The 21690-nt window shown below is 75.3% G+C and carries 18 protein-coding genes and 3 pseudogenes; 12 read left to right on the top strand and 9 right to left on the bottom strand.

The features are described from left to right. Positions 1–41 precede the first annotated feature (41 nt). Complete coding sequence (locus ACIA6T_RS31805; protein ID WP_399449976.1) at positions 42–1193, top strand: XdhC family protein; 1152 nt, start codon at positions 42–44, stop codon at positions 1191–1193. 14 nt (positions 1194–1207) lie between these two features. On the opposite strand, the gene ACIA6T_RS31800 is transcribed toward ACIA6T_RS31805, so the two are convergent. After that, a complete protein-coding gene (locus ACIA6T_RS31800; RefSeq protein ID WP_399449975.1) occupies positions 1208–1648 on the bottom strand; it encodes an SRPBCC family protein in 441 nt (146 codons plus the stop codon). Between the two features lie 83 nt (positions 1649–1731). Then, entirely contained in the window at positions 1732–2508 is a 777-nt protein-coding gene (locus tag ACIA6T_RS31795) for a polysaccharide deacetylase family protein (protein ID WP_399449974.1), read from the bottom strand. 602 nt (positions 2509–3110) lie between these two features. Between ACIA6T_RS31795 and ACIA6T_RS31790 the strand changes: the two are divergent. From ACIA6T_RS31790 to ACIA6T_RS31755, 8 genes and pseudogenes are all read left to right on the top strand, one after another. Then, a pseudogene (locus ACIA6T_RS31790) lies at positions 3111–3419 on the top strand (carbamoyltransferase C-terminal domain-containing protein); the annotation flags it as partial. Beyond that, positions 3416–4420 (top strand): glycosyltransferase family 2 protein, encoded by a 1005-nt coding sequence (locus ACIA6T_RS31785; protein WP_399449972.1) that lies wholly within the window; start codon positions 3416–3418, stop codon positions 4418–4420. The pseudogene ACIA6T_RS31790 and the gene ACIA6T_RS31785, both read left to right, overlap by 4 nt. Continuing rightward, positions 4417–5337: an HAD-IIIA family hydrolase gene (locus ACIA6T_RS31780; protein WP_399449971.1), complete on the top strand. Its 921-nt coding sequence runs from the start codon at positions 4417–4419 to the stop codon at positions 5335–5337. Before ACIA6T_RS31785 ends, ACIA6T_RS31780 begins: the two co-directional genes overlap by 4 nt. Then, complete coding sequence (locus tag ACIA6T_RS31775) at positions 5334–6329, top strand: glycosyltransferase family 9 protein (protein WP_399449970.1); 996 nt, start codon at positions 5334–5336, stop codon at positions 6327–6329. Before ACIA6T_RS31780 ends, ACIA6T_RS31775 begins: the two co-directional genes overlap by 4 nt. Then, entirely contained in the window at positions 6326–7276 is a 951-nt protein-coding gene (locus ACIA6T_RS31770) for a glycosyltransferase (RefSeq protein WP_399449969.1), read from the top strand. Before ACIA6T_RS31775 ends, ACIA6T_RS31770 begins: the two co-directional genes overlap by 4 nt. A gap of 224 nt (positions 7277–7500) precedes the next feature. Beyond that, positions 7501–8499: a glycosyltransferase family 9 protein gene (locus ACIA6T_RS31765; RefSeq protein ID WP_399450012.1), complete on the top strand. Its 999-nt coding sequence runs from the start codon at positions 7501–7503 to the stop codon at positions 8497–8499. A 160-nt stretch (positions 8500–8659) separates the two neighbouring features. Continuing rightward, on the top strand, positions 8660–9535 hold the full coding sequence (locus tag ACIA6T_RS31760) for a glycosyltransferase family 2 protein (RefSeq protein ID WP_399449968.1): 876 nt from the start codon (positions 8660–8662) through the stop codon (positions 9533–9535). Further along, positions 9532–10428: a glycosyltransferase family 2 protein gene (locus tag ACIA6T_RS31755; protein WP_399449967.1), complete on the top strand. Its 897-nt coding sequence runs from the start codon at positions 9532–9534 to the stop codon at positions 10426–10428. Before ACIA6T_RS31760 ends, ACIA6T_RS31755 begins: the two co-directional genes overlap by 4 nt. A gap of 63 nt (positions 10429–10491) precedes the next feature. Here ACIA6T_RS31755 and ACIA6T_RS31750 read toward each other — a convergent pair whose 3' ends face one another. Further along, positions 10492–11421, bottom strand: coding sequence for a polysaccharide pyruvyl transferase family protein (locus ACIA6T_RS31750; protein ID WP_399450011.1), 930 nt, complete (start codon positions 11419–11421; stop codon positions 10492–10494). 100 nt (positions 11422–11521) lie between these two features. Here ACIA6T_RS31750 and ACIA6T_RS31745 point away from each other — a divergent pair, with 100 nt between their 5' ends. Next, positions 11522–12616: a winged helix DNA-binding domain-containing protein gene (locus tag ACIA6T_RS31745; RefSeq protein WP_399449966.1), complete on the top strand. Its 1095-nt coding sequence runs from the start codon at positions 11522–11524 to the stop codon at positions 12614–12616. A gap of 101 nt (positions 12617–12717) precedes the next feature. Here ACIA6T_RS31745 and ACIA6T_RS31740 read toward each other — a convergent pair whose 3' ends face one another. The 3 genes from ACIA6T_RS31740 to ACIA6T_RS31730 all read right to left on the bottom strand — a co-directional run bounded on the left by ACIA6T_RS31740 (position 12718) and on the right by ACIA6T_RS31730 (position 17180). Beyond that, on the bottom strand, positions 12718–13509 hold the full coding sequence (locus tag ACIA6T_RS31740) for a S1 family peptidase (protein WP_399449965.1): 792 nt from the start codon (positions 13507–13509) through the stop codon (positions 12718–12720). A 185-nt stretch (positions 13510–13694) separates the two neighbouring features. Beyond that, positions 13695–16505 (bottom strand): AAA family ATPase, encoded by a 2811-nt coding sequence (locus ACIA6T_RS31735; protein ID WP_399449964.1) that lies wholly within the window; start codon positions 16503–16505, stop codon positions 13695–13697. A gap of 156 nt (positions 16506–16661) precedes the next feature. Further along, entirely contained in the window at positions 16662–17180 is a 519-nt protein-coding gene (locus tag ACIA6T_RS31730) for a hypothetical protein (protein ID WP_399450010.1), read from the bottom strand. Between the two features lie 351 nt (positions 17181–17531). Here ACIA6T_RS31730 and ACIA6T_RS31725 point away from each other — a divergent pair. Further along, positions 17532–17762, top strand: a pseudogene (locus tag ACIA6T_RS31725) (AMP-binding protein); the annotation flags it as partial. Here ACIA6T_RS31725 and ACIA6T_RS31720 read toward each other — a convergent pair. From ACIA6T_RS31720 to ACIA6T_RS31710, 3 genes and pseudogenes are all read right to left on the bottom strand, one after another. Then, complete coding sequence (locus ACIA6T_RS31720; protein WP_399450009.1) at positions 17759–18286, bottom strand: GNAT family N-acetyltransferase; 528 nt, start codon at positions 18284–18286, stop codon at positions 17759–17761. The pseudogene ACIA6T_RS31725 and the gene ACIA6T_RS31720 overlap by 4 nt on opposite strands. 117 nt (positions 18287–18403) lie before the next feature. Then, positions 18404–18688: pseudogene (locus tag ACIA6T_RS31715) on the bottom strand (GNAT family N-acetyltransferase); the annotation flags it as partial. A gap of 130 nt (positions 18689–18818) precedes the next feature. Continuing rightward, the gene (locus ACIA6T_RS31710) at positions 18819–19487 is read right to left on the bottom strand and encodes a hypothetical protein (RefSeq protein ID WP_399449963.1); all 669 of its coding nucleotides are present in this window, start codon (positions 19485–19487) and stop codon (positions 18819–18821) included. A gap of 201 nt (positions 19488–19688) precedes the next feature. Here ACIA6T_RS31710 and gcl point away from each other — a divergent pair, with 201 nt between their 5' ends. After that, entirely contained in the window at positions 19689–21473 is a 1785-nt protein-coding gene (gcl, locus tag ACIA6T_RS31705) for a glyoxylate carboligase (RefSeq protein WP_399449962.1), read from the top strand. The last annotated feature ends 217 nt before the right edge of the window (positions 21474–21690 follow it).

Below are 21690 nucleotides of genomic sequence, written 5' to 3'. Positions count from 1 at the left end.
GCGGGCACCTGTCACGCAACCGCAGTCGAGGAGAGCGAGAGATGCTGGACGTCGCCGAGGAACTGGACCGGTGGGTCGGGCAGGGCCGTGACTTCGCGGTGGCCACCGTGGTGGCGGTCGGCGGCAGCGCGCCCCGCCTGCCCGGAGCCGCGCTCGCGGTGGACGCCGACGGCACGGTGCTCGGCTCGGTCTCGGGCGGTTGTGTGGAGGGCGCGGTGTACGAGCTGTGCGAGCGGGCGCTGAGGGACGGTGACACCGTCCTGGAGCGCTTCGGCTACAGCGACGAGGACGCCTTCGCCGTGGGTCTGACCTGCGGCGGGGTCATCGACATCCTGGTCACACCGGTACGGGCGGCGGACCCCGCCCGCCCGGTGCTCGCGTCCGCGCTGGCCGCCGCCGCGCGCGGGGAGGCGGTGGCGGTGGCGCGGATCGTGAGCGGCCCGGCGGAGCTGCTGGGCCGCGCGCTGACGGTCCGCCCGGACGGCTCGTACGAGGGCGGCTTCGGCGACCGTCCGGAACTGGACCGTACGGTGGCCGCCGAGGCGGGCGCCCTCCTGGACGCCGGCCGCACCGGCACCCTGGAGATCGGAGAGCGGGGCTCGCGTCGCGGAGCACCGCTCACGCTGCTGGTCGAGTCCTCCGTGCCCCCGCCCCGGATGATCGTCTTCGGCGCGATCGACTTCGCCGCGGCACTGGTCCGGGTGGGCAAGTTCCTCGGCCACCACGTCACGGTGTGCGACGCACGCCCCGTCTTCGCCACGAAGGCCCGCTTCCCCGAGGCCGACGAGATCGTCGTCGAGTGGCCGCACGAGTACCTGGAGCGCACGTCCGTCGACGCGCGCACGGTGCTGTGCGTCCTGACCCACGACGCGAAGTTCGACGTACCGCTGCTGAAGCTGGCGCTGCGGCTGCCGGTGGCGTACGTCGGCGCCATGGGCTCCCGCCGCACCCACCTGGACCGCGACGCCCGCCTGCGCGAGGTCGGCGTGACCGACCTCGAACTGGCCCGCCTCCGGTCACCGATCGGCCTGGACCTGGGCGCCCGCACCCCGGAGGAGACGGCGCTGTCCATCGCGGCGGAGATCGTCGCCGACCGGCGCGGCGGCAGCGGCGTGCCCCTCACCGGCGCCCACACCCCGATCCACCACGACGGCGCGTCCGGACCGGCGGGCCGGATCGGGTCGGTGGCCTGAGCGCCCCGGAGCCGTCACGCCTGCCGCAGCAGCCGGTTCACCGCCCGCCCGAACAACCGGCGGCCCGCCCGTGCCAGTACCGCCTCGAAGGCGGAGGGCAGGAAGCGGACGCCGATGTCCTCCCGCCACACCACCCGCGCCCGGCCGCCCGGCCCCGGCCGCACCTCGATCTCCGCCCAGCCGGTGACGACCCGGCCGCGCTTCTCCAGGCGGCAGAACCCCGGGGAGTCGTCCCGCGGGGGCTGCCACACCGTCACGTCCATCGGGTCGTCGAAGGAGAGCGGGCCGATGCCCGTGCGGGCGACGATCCTCGTGCCCTCGCCGGTGGGCGGGGGAGTGGTCACCGTCATCCGGGTGAGCGGGACCGCCTCCCCGTGGCGGGGCCATGTCGTGAGTCGGCGCCAGGCCTCGTCGAGGGACAGGGGCGCCGTGCGCTGGAGCTGGAAGGTGGCCACGGGGGGATCCTAGGGAATCCCGCCCGCTCATCGGCACGTCCGGGTACGCGTCACCCGCCCGGCCCAGTCCCCGGCTCCCGGTACTACCGGTACACCTCGCCCGGCTCCGCCTTCCCCGGGGCGAGGAGCTGGGGGACCGTGACGAACACATAGCCCCGCTTCTTCAGCTCGGCGATGATGCCGGGGACGGCCGGGACCGTGCCGTCGTAGAGGTCGTGGAGCAGGATGATGCCGTCGCGTGAGGCCTTGGCGAGGACGCGGCGGGTGATGAGGTCGGAGTCGGTGGTCGTGTAGTCCTTCGCGGTGACGCTCCACAGCACCTCCGACAGGCCCAGTTCGCGGCTGATGTCGTGCACCGTGTCGTCGGTGCGGCCCTGCGGGGGGCGCATGAGGGTGGGACGGCGGCCGGTGAGGCGTTCTATCTCCTCGTCGGTGCGCCGGAGCTCCTCGCGTATCTCGTCCGGTTCCAGCTCCGTCAGACGGCGGTGGGTCCAGGTGTGGTTGGCCACCTCGTGTCCCTCGCCGGCCATCCGCCGGACCAGCTCCGGGTACTTCTCGATGTGCCGCCTGCCCAGCAGGAAAAAGGTCGCCGGGACCTGTTCCTCCTCCAGGACGTCCAGCAGCCGGGCGGAATGCTCGCTGGGTCCCGCGTCGAAGGTGAGTGCGATGCACTTGACCTCGCGGCAGTCGACGGTGCCGAAGCGGGCCTGGACGTCGGTGGCGCGGACGGCGCTGGGGGCGGTCGTCTCCAGTCGCGTACAGCCGCTCAGCGCCGGCGTCAGAGCCGCGGCCGCGATCACGGCCGCCATCGTCCGGAACGCGGTCCCCGGTCTTTTCGTCTTCCTGGTCGGAGAAGGCATGGCCGGACTGTACACATCGTCTATACGCGATATGTATAGTCCGTTTTGCGTGCCCTCGCGTGGAGCGGTGGGGGAGTGTGAGGGTCGTCACCGGGGCACTCGCGCCGACACGGACGACGGGAGCGAGGAGGGCCCCGCGCCGGAGCCCGCCCGCCGCGTCGTCGAGCTCACCGGGTCCGGCTCCCGGATCCGCCCCGTGGACGGCCCCGCCCGGCGCCGGCCCGTGAGCGACCGGGCCGCCGGCCCGGGACCGGCCGGAGCGAGGGCCTGGACCCGCCGTCGGCCGGTTCTCGCGGTCCGTGGCCGCCTGAGCCGCCTCACCCGTCCCGGCCCGCGCGGTTGCCCGCCGCCCGACGGTGGTGCATACAGGTGCGTACTCGTGCAGAACGGTTCGAGTTGTCTCCATGTGTTTGAGACAACTGCGGGTGCGGCACCCGCACCCCCGCAGTGCTCACTTCTCGCAGGGACGGAGCACCCTTCACATGCGCATCCCCGGTACCGACGCCCTGTTCCACGTCCCGGCCGCCGCACTGCCCGTCGGCGGCCGGACGGTGGCGGCGGCCGAGGAGGAGCGCTTCAGCCGGCGCGAGCACGGCGAACGCCCGCCGCCCGGCCCGTACACGCTCCTCGTGCGCGACGCGGCGACGGAGCGGCGCGACCGCGTCCCGGCCGTCGTCCACGTCGACGGCACCGCCCGCGTCCAGGCCGCCGACGAGGGACAGGAGCCCCTGGTCGCGCGGATGCCGCGCGGCTTCGAACGGCGCACCGGACCGCCCGTCACCGGCCCCGACACCGCGGGCCGGCCCCTGGCCGACGACCCGCGCGACGCCCTGGAGCGCCTCGGCTCCGCCCCCGTCGGCCTGCTCGCGACCGGGCCCCGCGCGGTGCGCGGGGGGAGGGCGTCCGGATGACGTCGTACGCCGTCGTGGTCCCCACCCTGCTGCGGGACACCCTCGCCGACTGTCTCGCCGCGCTGGCCGCGGCGCGCGGGCCGCACCCCGACGAGATCGTCCTCGTCGACGACCGGCCCGACCCCGATCCCGCGCCCGACGCGCTCGCCCACGCGCTGACCGTCCTCGGCGACCTGCGCGAACGCACCACCACCGTCGTCACCGGCGGCCGGGGGCCCGCCGCCGCACGCAACGCCGGGCTGCGCGCCGTCACCGCGCCCTGGGTCGCCTTCCTCGACGACGACGTCCAGGTGGGGCCGCACTGGTGCGCGCAGCTCGTCCAGGACCTCGGGGAGGCGCCCCCCGACACCGCCGGCGTCCAGGGCGTCATCACCGTGCCGCTGCCCGGCGAACGCCGTCCCACCGACTGGGAACGCGGCACCGCCGGACTCACCCGGGCCCGCTGGACCACCGCCGACATGGCCTACCGCACCGAGGCCCTCAGGGAGGTCGGCGGCTTCGACGAACGCTTCCCCCGCGCCTTCCGCGAGGACGCCGACCTCGCGCTGCGCCTCCTCGACGCCGGCTGGCGCATCCGCAAGGGCCGCCGCACCACGCTGCACCCGGTGCGCCCCGCGTCCCGCTGGGCGTCGGTGGGGCAGCAGCGCGGCAACGCCGACGACGCCCTGATGCGGCGGCTGCACGGCCCCGACTGGTGGGACAAGGCGGTCGCGCCGCGCGGCCGGTTCCGCCGGCACGCCGCGATCACCGCCGCCGGTGCCGCCGCCTGCGCCCTCGCCGCCGCCGGGCACCGCCGGGCCGCCACCGCCTGCGCGCTCGGCTGGGCCGCCGGAACCGCCGAGTTCGCCCGCGCCCGCATCGTGCCGGGCCCGCGCACCCGCGACGAGGTGACCACCGTGCTGGCCACCAGCGTCGTCATCCCGCCCGCCGCGACCTGGCACCGGCTGGCCGGGGCCTGGCGCCACCGCGACGCCCCGGCCTGGCAGGAGGTGGTCCGATGAGCCCGGTGAAGGCGGTGCTGTTCGACCGCGACGGCACGCTGGTCCACGACGTCCCCTACAACGCCGACCCCGGCCTGGTACGGCCCGTCGACGGCGCCCGCGAGGCGCTCGACGCGCTGCGCGCACGCGGCGTCCGCACCGGTGTCGTCACCAACCAGTCCGGCATCGCGCGCGGACTGCTCACCGCGGCCGACGCCCGCCGCGTCAACCGGCGCGTCGAGGAACTCCTCGGCCCCTTCGACGTCTGGGCCATGTGCCCGCACGGCCCCGACGACGGCTGCCACTGCCGCAAACCCCGGCCGGGCATGATCCTCTGGGCCGCCGGCCGCGTCTGCACGAACCCGGCCGACTGCGTCGTCATCGGCGACATCGGCGCCGACGTGGAGGCCGCACACCGCGCCGGCGCCCACGCCCTCCTCGTCCCCACCCCGGAAACCCGCCCCGAGGAAACCTCCGCGGCCCCCCACGTGGCCCCGGACCTCATGACAGCGGTACACCTGCTCCTGAACACCCCACCGTGGGACGGGCCCGCGGCCTCCCCACCGCCCCACGGCCCGGCCGAGGAAGCGCCGCCGGGGAGCGCGGGCCCGGACGAGGCCGACACCCCGGCCGCCGCCGGGACGGACGAGGCCGACACCCCGGCCGCCGCCGGGACGGACGAGGCCGACACCCCGGCCGCCGCCGGGACGGACGAGGCCGACACTCCGGCCGCCGCCGGGACGGACGAGGCCGACACCCCGGCCGCCGCCGGGACGGACGCGGAAGGCCGCCCGGCCGGCCCCGCTTCCGGCGAGCGGGGGGCCCCGGCCGGCTCGGCGTCCGCCGGTGTCCGCCGGCCGGCCGGCCCCGCCCGTGACGTGCCGGCGCCCCCGGCCGGCCCCGGCGCGGAGCGCGTGCCGCGGGGGAGGTCCGTGTGAAAGCCCTCGTCACCCGGCTCGACAGCTTCGGCGACGTGCTGCTCGCCGGGCCCGCCGTGCGGGCCGTCGCCGCGCGGGCCGACACCGTGACCCTGCTGTGCGGGCCGCACGGGGCACCCGCCGCGCGGCTGTTGCCCGGCGTGGACGAGGTGCTCGTCTGGGACTCGCCGTGGACCGGGTTCCAGCCGCCCGCTGTCAGCCGGGAGGAGATCGACGGCCTCGTCGACGCCGTCGACGCCGACAGCGCGCTGATCCTCACCTCCTTCCACCAGTCCCCGCTGCCCACCGCCCTGCTGCTGCGGCTGGCCGGCGTCCGCTTCATCGCCGCCGACAGCGAGGACCACCCCGGCTCCCTCCTCGACGTACGCCACCACCGCGCCCCCCACGCCCACGAGGCCGAGGCCGCGCTCGAACTCGCCGAGGCCGCCGGTTTCCCCCGGGTCGACGACGGACGGCTGCGGGTGCTCCCGCCGCCCGCGACCGGCGCGCTGACCGGCTTCGGGGAAGGGGAGTACGTCGTCGTCCACCCGGGCGCCAGCGTCCCCGCCCGCGCCTGGAGCCCCGACCGCTGCGCGCAGGCGGTGCGCGAACTCGCCGCCGCCGGACGCCGGGTGGTCGTCACCGGCGGCGCGGGGGAACGGGACCTGACCGCGTACGTCGCCGGCGGCCGGGCCGTCGACCTGGGCGGCCGTACCGGAGCCGCCGAACTCGCCGGAGTGCTCGCCGGGGCCGCCTGCGTGGTCACCGGCAACACCGGCCCCGCCCACCTCGCCGCCGCCGTCGACACCCCGGTGGTGTCCCTGTTCGCGCCGGTCGTCCCCGCCGAGCGCTGGCGGCCGTACGGGGTGCCGTACGTGCTGCTCGGCGACCAGGACGCACCCTGCGCCGGGACCCGCGCCCGGAGCTGCCCCGTACCCGGCCATCCCTGCCTGGACACCGTGACCGCGCTCGACGTCGTCGCGGCGGTCGACAAGCTCGTGGAGGTGACATGAGGATCCTGCTGTGGCATGTGCACGGGTCGTGGACCACGGCCTTCGTGCGGGGCCCGCACACCTACGTCGTCCCCGTCACCCCGGACCGCGGACCCGACGGACTCGGCCGCGCCCGCACCTTCGACTGGCCCGACTCGGTCGTCGAGGTGCCCCCGGAACGCCTCCGTGAGGAGGACATCGACGTCGTCGTCCTGCAACGGCCGCACGAACTCGCCCTGGTGGACCAGTGGCTGGGCCGCCGCCCGCCGCTGGTCTACCTGGAGCACAACGCCCCGCACGGCGACGTGCCCGACACCCGCCACCCCGCCGCGGACATCCCCGGCGTCACCCTCGTCCACGTCACCCACTTCAACCGCCTGATGTGGGACGACCGGGGCGCCCCCGCCACCGTCGTCGAACACGGCATCGTCGACCCCGGACCGCTGTGGACCGGCGAACTCCCGCACGCCGCCGTCGTCGTCAACGAGCCGGTGCGGCGAGGCCGTACCACCGGCACCGACCTGCTGCCGGCCTTCGCCGACGCCGCGCCCCTCGACGTGTTCGGCATGCGCACCGAGGGCCTGGCCGGCCACCTCGGCCTGCCCGGCGACCGCTGCCGCTCGTACGAACTGACCCAGGCGGAACTGCACGGGGCGCTGGCCCGCCGCCGGGTCTACGTCCACCCCGTGCGCTGGACCTCCCTCGGCCTGTCCCTGCTGGAGGCCATGCACCTCGGCATGCCCGTCGTCGCCCTCGCCACCACCGAGGTCACCGAGGCCGTACCGTCCGGCGCCGGTGTGGTGTCCAACCGCGTCGACGTACTGACCGACGCCGTGCGGGACTTCGTCGCCGACCCGGCGCACGCCCGCCGCACCGGTGAGCGCGCCCGCGCGGCGGCACTCGCCCGCTACGGGCTGCCCCGCTTCCTGGACGACTGGGAGCGGCTGCTGAAGGAGGTGACCCGATGAGGACCGCCTTGGTGTCCGCACACGCGAGCCCGCTCGCCGCGCTCGACGTCGTCGCGGTCCTCGACGAGGACACCCCCGAACACCTCCTGTCCGGCCTGCGCCCCGGTGTCCGGGTCAAGGGCGGCGACCACGCCGCCACCGACCCGCCCGGGGCGCCCCTCCTGCCGCACCTGAACGGCCGCTCCTCCACCGGCCCGCCGGCCCGTGCCGCCGAAGGCCCCGTGATGAAGGGGACGCGCGCACGGACGCGCACACAGCGGCCACGGCTCCTGGTCCTGCGGGCCCTCGGGCTCGGTGACCTGCTCGCCGGGGTTCCCGCGCTGCGGGCGCTGCGGCGGGGGTTCCCCGAGCACGAACTCGTGCTGGCGGCGCCCGCCGGGCTCGAGCCGGCCGCCGGGGCCACGGGAGCGGTGGACCGGGTACTGCCCGCCGCCGCGCCCGGACGGGCCGTACCCCGCGCCCTCGACTGGACCGGCCCGCCCCCGGACGTCGCCGTGGACCTGCACGGCAACGGGCCACCCAGCCACCGCCTGCTGCAGGACCTGCGCCCCCTGCGGCTGTTCGCGTTCGCGCACCCGGAGACCCCGGAGATCGAGGGCCCGCCCTGGTACGCGGACGAACACGAACGGGACCGCTGGTGCCGGCTGCTGCGCTCGTACGGCGTCGACGCCGACCCCGCCGACCTGCTGCTGCCCCGCCCGCACGCCGCGTCCCCCGCGCCCGGCGCGGTCGTCCTGCACCCCGGCGCGGGAGCGCCCGCGCGATGCTGGCCCGTGGAGCGGTACGCGGCCGTCGCGGGGGTCCTGCGCGGGCGCGGGCTGCGGGTGGTGGTCACCGGGGGAGCGGACGAGGACGACCTGGTGGCGCGGCTCGCCAAGGAGGCCCGGCTGCCCGACACCGACGTCTTCGCCGGCGGCCTGCCCTTCGACCGGCTCTCCGCGCTCGTCGCCGGCGCCCGCGCCGTCGTCAGCGGCGACACCGGCATCGCCCATCTGGCGGTCGCCCACGCCACCCCGACGGTCACCCTCTTCGGCCCCGTCCCGCCCACCCGGTGGGGGCCGCCCGCACACCCCCGCCACCTCTCCCTGTGGCACGGCCCGAAGGGCGACCCCCACGGCCGGCACCCCGACCCGGCCCTCCTCCGCATCACCCCCACCGAGGTCCTGCACGCCCTCGACCGACTGCCCGGCGACCGGCCCTCGACACGGGGGGCCGCACCATGACCGCCCCGTCCGCGGATCACGGACGTGCGCGGCCGGCCGGCGGTCCGCTTGCGGAAGGGGGCGCGCGTCGACCGTCCCGTCCGCGGCCCGCGGACCGCGGACGGTTGCGGCCGGGGACCGTCCCCGGTGCGGGGCCGGCCGGCGGAAGGGAGCACGCACCATGACCGATCACCCGCGGCTCGGCGTCGTCATCGCCACCCGTGACCGCCGCGACCGGCTCGCCGTCACCCTCCGGCAGCTGCGCTCCCTGCCCGAGCGGCCCGAGATCCTCGTCGTCGACAACGCCTCCACCGACGGCACCCGCGCCATGATCGCCCGGGACTTCCCCGGGGTGCGGGTGCTGGCGCTGCCCGTCAACCACGGCGCTCTCGCCCGCAACCACGGGGCCCGCGCCCTCGACACCCCGTACGTGGCGTTCAGCGACGACGACTCCTGGTGGGCGCCCGGTGCCCTCGGCCGGGCGGCCGAGCTGTTCGACGCCCACCCCCGGCTCGGCCTGATCGCCGCCCGTACCCTCGTCGGCCCGGCCGCCGACCCCGACCCGCTCAACGACGTCCTCGCCGGCTCCCCCCTCGGTCCGGCCTCCGATCTCCCCGGCACCCAGGTGCTCGGCTTCCTCGCCTGCGGTGCCGTCGTCCGCCGGCACGCCTACCTCGACGCGGGCGGCTTCCACCGGCTGCTGTTCTTCGGCGGCGAGGAGACCCTGCTCGCCTACGACCTGGCCGCGCGCGGCTGGGGCGTCACCCACTGCCCCGACGTCGTCGCCCACCACCACCCGGCCCCCACGGCCCGCCCCCGCCGCCCGGCGCTCCAGCGCCGCAACGCGGTCCTGACCGCCTGGCTGCGCCGCCCCGTCCCCTATGCCCTCGCCCGCACCGGGGCCCTCGCGGCCGAGGCGCGCGGCGACGACCAGGCCCGGCGCGCCCTGCGGGAGATCCTCACCCGCCTGCCGGCGGCCCTGCGCGAGCGCAGGCCGCTGCCCCCGCACGTGGAACGGGCCGCCCGCCTGCTGGAGCCGGAGAGGACGACCGCATGACCGACCCCCGTACGACCGTCGTCGTCATCACCCACAACCGGCGCCCCGAACTGCTGCGCACCCTCGCCGAACTCGCCGCCCTCCCCGAGGAACCGCCGGTGACCGTCACCGACAACGGTTCCACCGACGGCACCGCGGAGGCCGTCGCCCGCCGTCACCCGGACGTCCGGCTGCTGCGCCCCGGCCGCAACCTCGGCGCCGTCGGCCGCAATCTCGCCGTACGGGACGTCCGTACGCCGTACGTCGCCTTCTGCGACGACGACTCCTGGTGGTCGCCCGGCTCCCTCGCCGGTGCCGCCGACCTGCTGGACCGGCACCCCGCGCTCGGCTCGGTCACGGCGCGGATCATCGTCGAACCGGACGGCACCGACGACCCGATCGTCCGCGAACTGCGTGAATCGCCCGTCCCCGGCCCGCGCTGGCTGCCCGGCCCGGCCCTCGGCTCCTTCCTGGCCGCCGCGACCGTCCTGCGCACCGGCGCCTTCCGCACCGCGGGCGGCTTCAACCCGCGCCTCTGGCTCGGCGGCGAGGAGGAGCTGCTGGCCGCCGACCTGGCGGCCGACGGCTGGTGGCTCACCTACGCCGATCACCTGACGATCCACCACCGGGCGTCGGCCGCGCGGGACGCCACCCTGCGCCGGACGCACGGCATCCGCAACACCCTGTGGTTCACCTGGCTGCGCCGCCCGGCCCGCCCCGCCCTGCGCCGCACGCTGGACCTGGCCCGCACCGTCCCCCGCGACACCGCCTCCCTGCGCGCCTTCGCCGAGGCCGCCGCCGCCCTGCCCTGGGTCCTGCGCGAACGCCGGGTCCTGCCGTACGAGGTCGAGTCCCGCCTACGCCTCCTGGAATCCACCCAACGCACCTCCACGGCCCGCCGCTACACCGGCTGAGCCGCACCACGGCCCGCCCACCACCGAAGGCGGGCGGGCCGTGGTGCGCGGGAGCCGCCCCGCCTAACCGGCGCCGGCGCGCGACGCCAGCACCTCCACCAGCCGGTCCGCCCCGTCCGGCACCCGCCCCTCGCGGAACACGTCCCGCAGCTGCCGGGCGGCCACCCGGCCCGAGGTCAGACACCAGCCCCACCACCGCTCCAGCCGACGCGCGTCCACCTGCTCGGCGGCGAGCAGCGCGGGCCAGCCGCAGGCCCTGGCCTGCGCGCTCACCTTGGCGCCGCCGGCCACCGGGTCCACCGCCAGCACCGGCGTGCCGACCCGCAGCGCCAGCACCAGCCCGTGCAGCCGGTCGGTGACGACGAGGTCGAGCCGGGCCAGCACCGACTGCACCTGCGCCGGTGTCGCGCTCAGATGCCAGTCACGGGTGTCCAGCCGGGTCTCCAGTTCCAGCCGGGCACAGTCCTTCCCGGCCAGCCAGCGCGTCACCCGCTCCGCGACCTGCCCGTGCCGCCGCTGCTCCCCGTACTCCCGCTGCCCGTGGGTGAGGACCACCCCGACCACGGGCCGCGCGGACACCGCCGGGGCACGGGCCGCCAGGTCCTCGGACGGCTCGCTGCCGGGGGCGTCCCGCGCCAGCACACGGTGGAAGCCGGTCACGGCCGCGCCGCCCGGGTCGATCACCGACGTCCCCACGGCGATCCGCACACAGTGCGCGAAGCGCCGGTGCAACTCCTCGACCTGCGGCCCGTGCAGCGGCCCGCACACGAACACCAGGTGCGAGTAGTCGCCGGGCCGTACACCGTCGAAGTGCAGCGCCTCCGGCCGGAAACCGGGGCTCCACACGACGTCGTACGCCATCCCGGCGCCCCGCAGCACCTCCTCCACGCGGCGCAGCGCCAGCACGTCCCCGGCGGTCGCCTCCCCGTCGCGGAAGCTGAACCACCCGGTCAGCAGGACCCTTCGCGGTCCCGAACGCTCTCGTCCGTACACAGTGCGCACGAGTGCCCCGCTCCGGCGGGAGGCAATCAGCACCGCACGCCGGCGGCCGTCGAGGACAGGATCCGACCGCGATGGCCGCTAGCGTGCGGGCATGACGACGACGAAGCGGACGCTCGGCACACGGGCGCTGAACCGGGCCACCCTCGCACGGCAACTGCTGCTGCGCCGCTCACCGATGTCCGCCGAGGACGCGGTCGGGCATCTCGTCGGTCTCCAGGCGCAGAACGTCAAGCCGCCCTACTACGCGCTCGCCGCCCGCCTCGACGGGTTCACGCCCGAGGCGCTGTCCCGGCCGATGGCCGGCCGCGCGGTCGCCCGCATCGTCACCGTGCGCTCGACCATCCACACCCACACCGCCCGCGACTGCCTCACCCTGCGGCCCCTGGTGCAGCCCGCCCGCGACCGCGAGCTGACCCAGTTCCGCAAGGGGCTCACGGGCGTCGACCTGGACCGGCTCGCCGCACTCGCCCGGGAACTCGTCGAGGCCGAACCGTGCACCATGAAGCAGCTGCGCGAGGCCCTGCTGAAGGAGTGGCCCGACGCCGACCCGCAGTCCCTCTCCGTCGCCGCCCGCTGCCGGCTCCCCCTCGTGCAGATCACCCCGCGCGGACTGTGGGGCCGCAGCGGCCAGGTCACGCTCACCACCGCCGAGCACTGGCTGGGCAGGCCCGCCGAGCCCGCGCCGGCGCCGGACGCCACCGTGCTGCGCTACCTCGCCGCCTTCGGACCGGCCTCCGTGAAGGACATGCAGACCTGGGCCGGACTGACCAGGCTGCGCGAGGCCTTCGAACGCCTCCGTCCGGACCTCGTCACCTTCCGCGACGAAACCGGCGTCGAGCTCTTCGACCTCCCGGACGCGCCCCGTCCCGACCCGGACACCCCCGCCCCGCCCCGCTTCCTGCCCGAGTTCGACAACCTGCTCCTCTCCCACGCCGACCGCACCCGCGTCGTACCGCCCGAGTACCGGGGCCGCCACTGGCAGGGCAACATCGCCCACCGCGCCCTCCTCGTCGACGGGTTCCTGGCGGGGCTGTGGCGGCTGGACGAACACGCCCTCGTCATCGAGCCGTTCGGCCGGCTCGACGGGCAACGGCGGGAAGAGGTCGTCGCGGAGGGGGAGCGGATGCTGCACGTGATGCACCCGGGGACGGCGTACGACATCCGCTTCGGGACCGTACGGGGGTGAACGCGGGTATGGAGAGGGGGCGTTGCGGGCTGCTCGTGGAAGCTCGCAACGCCCCCTGGTCTGTCACCTGAGGGGTACTCAGGAGTTCACGGGGGTGTCCGTCACCCGTTGACCTGTGCCGTCACGTCCGCGGAGAACGTGGTCAGCCGGGTGTAGACGCCCGGGTAGCCGGCCGCCGCACAGCCGTCGCCCCAGGAGGTGATCCCCGCCAGCCGGCCGCCGATCAGCAGCGGTCCGCCGCTGTCGCCCTGGCAGGTGTCCACGCCGCCGGAGGAGTAGCCGGCGCACACCATGTCGCTCTGCACGTACCGGCCGCCGTAGGAGCCGCGGCAGCTGGTGTCGGAGACGGTCGGCACGGTCGCGGTGCGCAGCTGGTTGGAGGAGCTGCCGCCGGAGGAGGTGGTGCCCCAGCCGATGATGCGGGCGGTCGTGCCGGCCGCGTACACCGAGGTGTCGGAGGAGGACACGTAGGGCGCCGTGGTGTACGGCATCGACGTCGACAGGGTCAGCACGGCCACGTCGTCGCCCCGGGTGACGCTTCTGTAGCTCGGGTGGACCCATATCCTGCTGACCCTGGCGACCGTGCCGTTGGTGCCGTTGAGGTAGGTGCGCCCGCCGACCACACGCACGCTGTTCGTGGTCTCGCCGACCATGCAGTGCGCGGCCGTGACCACCTTGGTGGGCGAGACCAGGGTGCCGCCGCAGAACTGGTTCTGCGAGGCGTCGGTGATCTGCATCATGAACGGGTACGCGGACGTCGTGGTCGTCGTACCGCCGACGATCGGCTGCGGGGCGGCGACGGCGGAGGGGGCGGCGATCAGCGCCGTCGCGGCGGCGGCGGCGGTGGCCGCGACGACGGCGGCGGCCTTCTTGGCACGGGTGAGCCCGAACATGGGTCTCCTCACGGGTTGCCGGTGGGGGGTCGCGCGGGGTGGGGGTCGAGCACGGGGGCCTCGGGACAGGCCCCCGTGTGCCCGGCGAGCGGCACGCCGTTACGCTACGGCCCGGAGCGCGATCGCCCCAATGAGGGAACCCCCTAGGGGAGTTGGGGCAGGGAAAACCCTCGGTTGCCCCGGTGCTACTTCGTGCGACGGCCCGCCGCCAGACGGACGATGTCGACCCGTGAGCGGATGCCCAGCTTGCGGTAGACCCGGGTGAGGGTCGCCTCGACGGTCTTGACGCTGATGAACAGGCGCCCGGCGATCTCCCGGTTGGTGGCGCCCTCCATCACCAGCGCGGCGACCTGCCGTTCCATCGCGGCCAGCCCGTCCAGGGCGCCCGGCGCGGCGGCGGGCACGGTCTCCGGCTCCGTGGGACCGGCGGCCACGGCCCGCTCCACCTGGCGCAGCCACGGCAGCGCGCGGCAGCGCCGGAACAGCCGGGCGGCCTCGTCGTACACCGCCGGAGCCGGACCCCGCCCGCGCAGCCGGGCCAGCGCGAAGGCGGCCCGCGCCTCCTCCAGGCCGTACCCCAGCCTGGCGAGCCGCTCCTGCGCCGACGCCAACTGTGCGTGCGCCGCCTGGTGTTCACCGCGTGCCGCGCGCACCAGCGCCTCGGCGCGGTCGAGCACCGCGAGGACACTCGCGCGGTTCAGGCGCAGCGCGTGCACACGGGTGACGTCGATGAGTTCCTGCGCCTCGCCGGGCTCGCCGATCCGCACCAGCGCCTCGGCGAGGTCACCCTGCCAGCGGCCCCGCGCCGGGTCGCTGACGCCCATGCCGTGCTCCAGCTCCCGCACCCGGCGCAGCGAACGGACCGCGGCCTGCGCGTCCCCCGCCACCAACTGGGCGTAACCGAGGGCGGCCAGGGCGAGGGAGAGGTACAACTGGTCGCCGTCCACCTCGGCGTGGTCCGCCGCCTCGCGGGCCAGCGTCAGCGCCCGCTCCACGTCCCCGCCCGACGCCTCCGCGAGCGAGGCGAGCATGGCCGAGGCGCTCTCGCCGATCCCGGAGTCCCGGGCCAGCCGCAGGCTCTCGCGGGCCAGGTCCAGGGCCCGGCCGCAGTGCCCGAAACGCAGTTCGGTGTCGGCGAGCAGCCGCGAGAAGTGCACCTCGCTCTCCACCATGCCGCGCCGCCGCGCCTCCCGCAGCAGCGCCGTGATGGCCGTACGGGCCTCCGGCAGCTGGTCGCTCATCAGCAGCCAGCGGAACCTCGCCATCGCGGCGCCGTTGTGGTGGCAGGCCACGTCGGGGTCCTGGGGCTCCTGGAGCGCCCGCCGGATGGTCGCGGGGGCGTCGGGGTGACCCATCAGGGTCTCGGTGGACGACTGGAAGGCCAGCGCCATCAGCTCGGTGCGCCGGTCCCCGCCCCGCGCGGCCAGCTCCGCGGCGTGCGCGGCCTCCTGGCGGGACTTGGCGAAGTCGCCGTCCACCACCACCTCCCGCCAGGCGAGCTGGTAGTGGACCAGGGCCAGCAGCCGGGGGTCGTCGCCGGCGTCGGCCAGCACCTGCGGGAACACGGCGTCGACCTCGCCGAGTGCCTGCCCGGCCGCCTCGATGACCACCATCCAGGCCCGCACCCGCTCCGCCGGCACCGTCGCCCGGGTCAGCACCTCGCGCGCTATGTCCCGGGCCAGGTCGACCTCGCCTGCGGTGATCGCGTCCTCGGCGGCCTGGAGCCGCCGCTCGTCGGGGCCGGGACCACCGTCGGCCGGGGTGTGCCGGGCGGCGAGCAGCCCGAGCGAGGCCGCGACCGAGGGCGCCCCCCGGTCCCGGGCCAGCGCGGCGGCCTCGGCGAGCCGGGCCGCCACCTCCGGGTCGGGGCCGGTGGCGGCCAGCGCCAGGTGCCGGGCCCGCTCGATGGGGTCGGAGGCCGCCGTGGACAGCGCCGTGTGCACGGCCCGCCGCTCCCGCGCCGGGGCCTCCGCGTACAGGGCGGCCGAGATCAGCGGATGCGCGAACCGCAGCGCCGGCTCCTCGTGGTCCGTCGCCAGCAGCCCCAGCGCGGCGGCCTGCGCCGTCTCCGCCTCGGCGTTCTCCCGGCCGGCCGCGTGCAGCAGCGCCAGGGTGGGGCGGGCGCCCGCGCTGGCCACCAGCAGGGTGCGGCGCGCCTCGTCCGACAGCATCTCCAGGCGGCTCAGCACCAGGGCCCGCAGCGAGGTCGGCACCGGCAGCGGCTCGCCCGGTCTGGGCCGGGTGGGGCTCTCGGCGAGGGCGCGGCCCAGTTCGAGGGCGAACAGCGGGTTGCCGCCGCTGGTGCGGTGGATGTCCCGGGCCGTGGAGCGGGACAGGGCGGTGTAGCCGCGGTGGTCGAGGAGCGCGGACACCTGGGTCCGGGAGAACGGGCCCAGCCGCACCGCGAGCGTGTCCGGCGGGCAGGCGCGCAGATGACGGTCGTACTCCTCGCCGTCCGTGCGCACCGCGCACAGCATCCGCACCGGGCTGTCGCCGAGCCGCCGCGCGGCGAAGCCGAGGAGTTCGGCACTGGCGGAATCCAGCCACTGGAGGTCGTCGGCGACGATGAGGACCGGTCCCTCGGCGGCCAGCGCCCGCAGCATGGACAGCACCGCGAGGCGCAGCGCGAGCCCGTCCCGCTGGAGGGTGGACTCGCCGCGCCCGGTGAGCGCCGACTCCAGGGCGGTGCGCTGGGCGGCGGGCAGCCGGGCGGACACCCTGTCGAGGACCAGACCGAACAGATCGGCCAGCGCCAGGAACGGAAGATGGGATTCGGACTCCGTGGCGGAGCAGCGCAACACCGTCCCCGTCGCACCGGTGTTTTCCGCCGCGAGTGCCCGCAGCACGGTCGACTTTCCTATTCCCGCGGGGCCGTGCAGCAGCACGCTGCCCCCACGGGCGAGCTGCTCCCGCGCCTCGGAGTACAGCTCCTCCCGGCCTATGACCAGGTCGGGGCGGCTCCTGGCAGGCTCCTTGAAGTCCCGTCGCACGGTCACCGCTCCCCTCCGTGTGGCGTGTCCTGGCCAATATTAGGCAACAGGCTCCTTAATTCCGGACGGACCGTGTAGTGAGGCAAATTACAGCGGACCGGACGACGGCGAAATCCAAAGTTGTACCGCTGGTAATACCCGCTTCGGGAAAACACCGCAAACCTACGGCAACCACCCCGCCCGGCGGGCCGCGACCACGGCCTGCCCCCGGGTCCGCACCCCCGGCTTCCGCGTCGCCGACCGCGGATACGCCTTGACGGTCTCGGCCGTCACCCCCAACCTCCCCCACGCCCTTTCGGGCAGTGGGGGAGGGTGCGCCGCGCGCAGGGCGCCGTGGAGCACCGCCCGCACCCGGCGCCGTACGACCACGGGCACGGCGACGACGGCGTGCAGGCCCTCGGCGGCGGCCGGGAGGCCGTACTCGTGGCTGATCCGCCGCGAGACGGAGTGGTCCGTCACCGCGCACGGCCGGGCGAGCGCCACCGCCTTGCCGCCCAGACCGTTGCCCGAGGTCACCGCGAGCGTGCTCGGCGCGGGCGTCGCGGTGCCGCTCGGCCCGCTGATGCGCACCTGCCGCCGGCCGGGCTCCACCAGTCCGCCGAAGGAGGCGACCGGCAGCCCGGTCGCGTGCCGCGGCCGGGCCGGCGCCCCGCGGATCTCCACCGCGTCGCCCGCCCTCATCGGGTCAGCTGTCACCTGTTCGCCCCTTCACCACGGCCTCCGCGCGGCGCACACCCCCGTTCGGGGGTGGTGAGACACGCATCACGGATTACACGATGGGGAAGAGCCGCCCGGCAATGGTCCGGCACGGGGAGGAGCAGATGACGACGGCGACGGAGGCGTTCCGCAGGGCCCGGGACTTCCTGCTGGAACACCGCGAGGACTACGCCACCGCCCACCGGGACTTTGAACCGTTCCGGGTTCGGTAGGGACTCCGGAGTGTCCTGAGTTCGGTGGAGTCGCGTCGCTTGGTTTTACGCTACAGGTGCTGCGCGACTACGACACCGAGTGGGCCGCGATGAAAGCGGTCGCGTCCAGGTCGTCGGGATCGCGCACGAGCGGTACGGCGAGGAGGTGCTCGCCTGTGTCGTCCCGCGCGATCCGGCCGACCCGCTCACCCCGGAGGAACCGCGCGCCTTCTGCGCGGACCGCCTCGCCCACTACAAGATCCCGAGCCGGCTCCAGCTCCTCGACACCTTCCCGATGACGGTGTCGGGGAAGGTGCGCAAGGTGGAACCGCGGGAGCGGTACGCGGCGGGCTAGCGCGGTTCCCGGCCGACCGCCCGCCGGAAGACCTGCCGTGAGCCGCCCTCCGGACCCGGAGCGGCGGCCTCGGCGGGGGTGAAGCCGAGCCGCTCGTAGAAGACACGGGCGCCGCCGGCGACGGCACCGGGGTGGTCGGCCCCGAAGGTGACCACCTCGATGTCACCCGGCCCGCGCACCCATCGGCGCGTCGCCTCCGCCATCAGCGCGCCGCCGACGCCCTTCCCCCGGGCCCGGTGCGAGACGACGAGCCAGTGCACGTGGTACGTCGGCGCCTCACCCCCGAACAGCAGTCCGCCGAGGAGGTCCGGTCCCGAGGACTCGGCGACGAGCGCCAGGGAGCCGGCGATGTGCTCCCGCACCGCGTCGTGGAAGCCCGGCTCCTCGACCATCGGGCCGAACCACTGCTCGACCTGGGCCGCCAGACCGAGGAAACCGGGGAGGTCCTGCTCGCGCGCCGGCCTGATCGTCGTCCGGGCGGTCCGGCACTCGTGCCGCGGGTACGGGGGAACGTCCCTGCGCATGCACACGCGCGGCCACCGGTCGAGTCCGTGCCCGGCCTCCTCGGCGCGGATCCGCCGCAGGCCCGGGGTGAGTTCGGGCTCGCCCAGCGTGCGGAAGCCGAGGCGCGCGTAGTACGGGGCGTTCCACGGGACGCCGGCGAACGTGGTCAGCGTCAGCGCGGTCAGGCCCTGCTCGCGGGCGTGGGCGGCGGCGTGGTCGAGCAGCGCCCGGCCCACGCCCCGGCGCGCGGCGTCCGGGTGGACGGAGACCTGCTCCACGTGGAGGGCGCCGTCCACGGGTTCGGCGGTCAAGTACGCCACGGGCCGGTCCTGTCCGTCGGCCGCCACCCAGCAGCGGCCCGCCCGGCGGTAGTGCTCCAGCACGTCCGGTGCGGGCGGGGCGTCGTCGGCGATCTCCGGCATGCCGAGGTCGCGGAACGGGGTGCCGGCGGCCCGTTCGATGTCCTGGAGGGCGGGCAGTTCACCGGGTTCGGCGGGACGGATGCGCATCCGCCGAGTATCGGCCGCCGGTGGGGGGCGCGTCGCCGGGTTTTCAGGTCCCGTCGGCGTCCAGGTGCTCGGCGGGGCCGTTCACCGGCTGCGGGGTGCCGGTGGGGCCGAGCAGGAACAGCGGGACGTCCAGCGCGTCGGCGCGGGCCCGCGCCTCCTCGGTGTAACCGGCGACGGAGAAGTACAGGCAGACGGCGGACTCGGTCATCGCCGTCAGCCACAGGCACTCCACGTCCCGCGGAGTCGCCGGGCGTGCCGGCGGGCCGACCCGGGCGAGGACGCCACGGCCCGCCAGTCCGACACCGGACGGGGAGCGCCGGCCGGTGCGGCGGACGTCCTCGTGGCCGAGCCGGCGCAGATGCAGCACGGCGGCCGTGACCGCGTCCCGGTCCGCCTCCCGCGCGGAACGGGCGGTGGAGGCCTCGGGCCGCCCCGCCGGGACGGACGCCCGTGGCCCGGCCACCGGGATCAGCAGCACCGTCCCGCACGGGCACCCCAGTTCAGGCCGCGGCCACTCGCCACGGAGCCCGCAGCGCCCGCACCGCACGGCGACCCACTCCTCGTCCCAGGCGCGATGCCCGACCGGGCCGGCCACCCCGTCCGGGTCCAGCGGCGGCGTGACGGGCGCGCCGCACGCGCAGGGATACGACGGTGCCGTGTAGCGGTGCGAGCGCCGACAGGCGGGGCAGCGCACCGGCACGCTCTCGGGCATGGTCCCACTCCCGTGTTCTCGAGGCGGTGCCCATCGTCCTGCACCGGTCCGCCGTGTGTCCGGCGCTTGCCCCTCTCTTGACGGCTTCGACCACCCACTCTACATTCATTCCAGATAGCAGAAAAAATTTTCCACTATACGGAAGTGCTGCCGCGGGGCGCGACGGGAGTACGCATCCGACAGCCGAAGCAGGAGTACTCGATGGCTCGAATGACCGCTGCCCGCGCGGCAGTTGAGATCCTCAGGCGTGAGGGCGTCACCGACGCGTTCGGTGTCCCGGGCGCGGCGATCAACCCCTTCTACGCGGCACTCAAGGCCTCCGGCGGCATCACCCACACCCTCGCCCGTCACGTCGAGGGCGCCTCGCACATGGCCGAGGGCTACACCCGTACCCGCCCCGGCAACATCGGGGTCTGCGTCGGCACCTCCGGACCGGCCGGCACCGACATGATCACCGGCCTGTACTCCGCGACCGGCGACTCCGTCCCGATCCTGTGCATCACCGGCCAGGCGCCGACCGCCGTGATCCACAAGGAGGACTTCCAGGCCGTCGACATCGCCTCCATAGCCAAGCCGGTCACCAAGATGGCGGTGACCGTCCTGGAGGCCGCGCAGGTCCCCGGCGTCTTCCAGCAGGCCTTCCACCTCATGCGCTCCGGACGGCCCGGCCCCGTCCTGATCGACCTGCCGATCGACGTGCAGCTGACGGAGATCGAGTTCGACCCGGACACCTACGAACCGCTCCCGGTCTACAAACCCGCCGCGTCCCGCGCCCAGATCGAGAAGGCGATCGGCATGCTGAACGCCGCCGAACGCCCGCTGATCGTCGCGGGCGGCGGTGTCATCAACGCCGACGCGGCCGAACTGCTCGTCCAGTTCGCCGAGTCGACCGGAACCCCGGTCGTGCCGACCCTGATGGGCTGGGGCGTCATCCCCGACGACCACGAACTCAACGCCGGCATGGTCGGCCTGCAGACCTCGCACCGCTACGGCAACGCGACCTTCCTGGAGTCCGACTTCGTCCTCGGCATCGGCAACCGCTGGGCCAACCGCCACACCGGGAGACTCGACGTCTACACGGCCGGCCGCACCTTCGTGCACGTCGACGTCGAACCCACCCAGATCGGCCGGATCTTCGCCCCCGACTACGGCATCGCCTCCGACGCGCGCGCCGCGCTGGAGCTGTTCGTCGAGGTGGCGAAGGAGCTGAAGGCCGAGGGCCGGCTGCCCGACCGCTCCGCCTGGGCGGCCGCCGCGCAGGAGAAGCGCGCCACCCTCCAGCGCCGTACGCACTTCGACGACGTCCCGATCAAACCGCAGCGGGTCTACGAGGAGATGAACAAGGCCTTCGGCCCCGAGACGCGGTACGTCTCCACCATCGGCCTCTCACAGATCGCCGGCGCGCAGCTGCTGCACGTCTACCGGCCACGGCACTGGATCAACTGCGGCCAGGCGGGTCCGCTCGGCTGGACCGTCCCGGCCGCGCTCGGCGTGGCGAAGGCCGACCCCGAGGCGCAGGTCGTCGCCCTGTCCGGCGACTACGACTTCCAGTTCATGATCGAGGAACTGGCGGTCGGGGCGCAGCACAGGATCCCGTACGTCCATGTCCTGGTGAACAACGCCTACCTGGGCCTGATCCGGCAGGCGCAGCGGGCGTTCGACATCGACTTCCAGGTCAGGCTGGAGTTCGAGAACGTCAACGCCCCGGAGCTGGGCGTCTACGGCGTCGACCACGTCAAGGTCGCCGAGGGACTGGGCTGCAAGGCGATCCGGGTGACCGACCCGGACGAACTGGGCGCGGTCCTGGAACAGGCCAAGAAGCTCGCGGCGGAGTTCCGGGTGCCGGTCGTCGTCGAGGCGATCCTGGAACGCGTGACCGACATCTCCATGTCGACGACCAACGACATAGGGAACGTCACCGAGTTCGAGGAACCCGCGACCGAGCCGGGGCACGCCCCGACGTCGATCAGGACACTGAAGGTCTGACGCACACGCGCGCACGTGAGGGGCGGCCTGGCCGGGGACGGGCCGCCCCTCACCCGTGCTTTCCGGTCCGGCCGGCGAGGCCCCTTCCAGGCGTCGCCGACCCGACCGGGCTCCCGTACGCCGGGTGGCGACGCCCGCTCGCGGTGGCGGCGCCCTGAACGGTGCGGGGTCGGCCGGGCGCGCCGTGGATCGGCTCGGCCCGGATCCGTCGGACGGG

Origin of the sequence: Streptomyces sp. NPDC051740, from assembly GCF_044453165.1 — a bacterium.
In the GTDB taxonomy this organism is placed as follows: domain Bacteria; phylum Actinomycetota; class Actinomycetes; order Streptomycetales; family Streptomycetaceae; genus Streptomyces; species Streptomyces atrovirens.
Note: the sequence above shows the minus strand (reverse complement) of the source record. Positions and strands in the feature narration are given on the sequence as shown.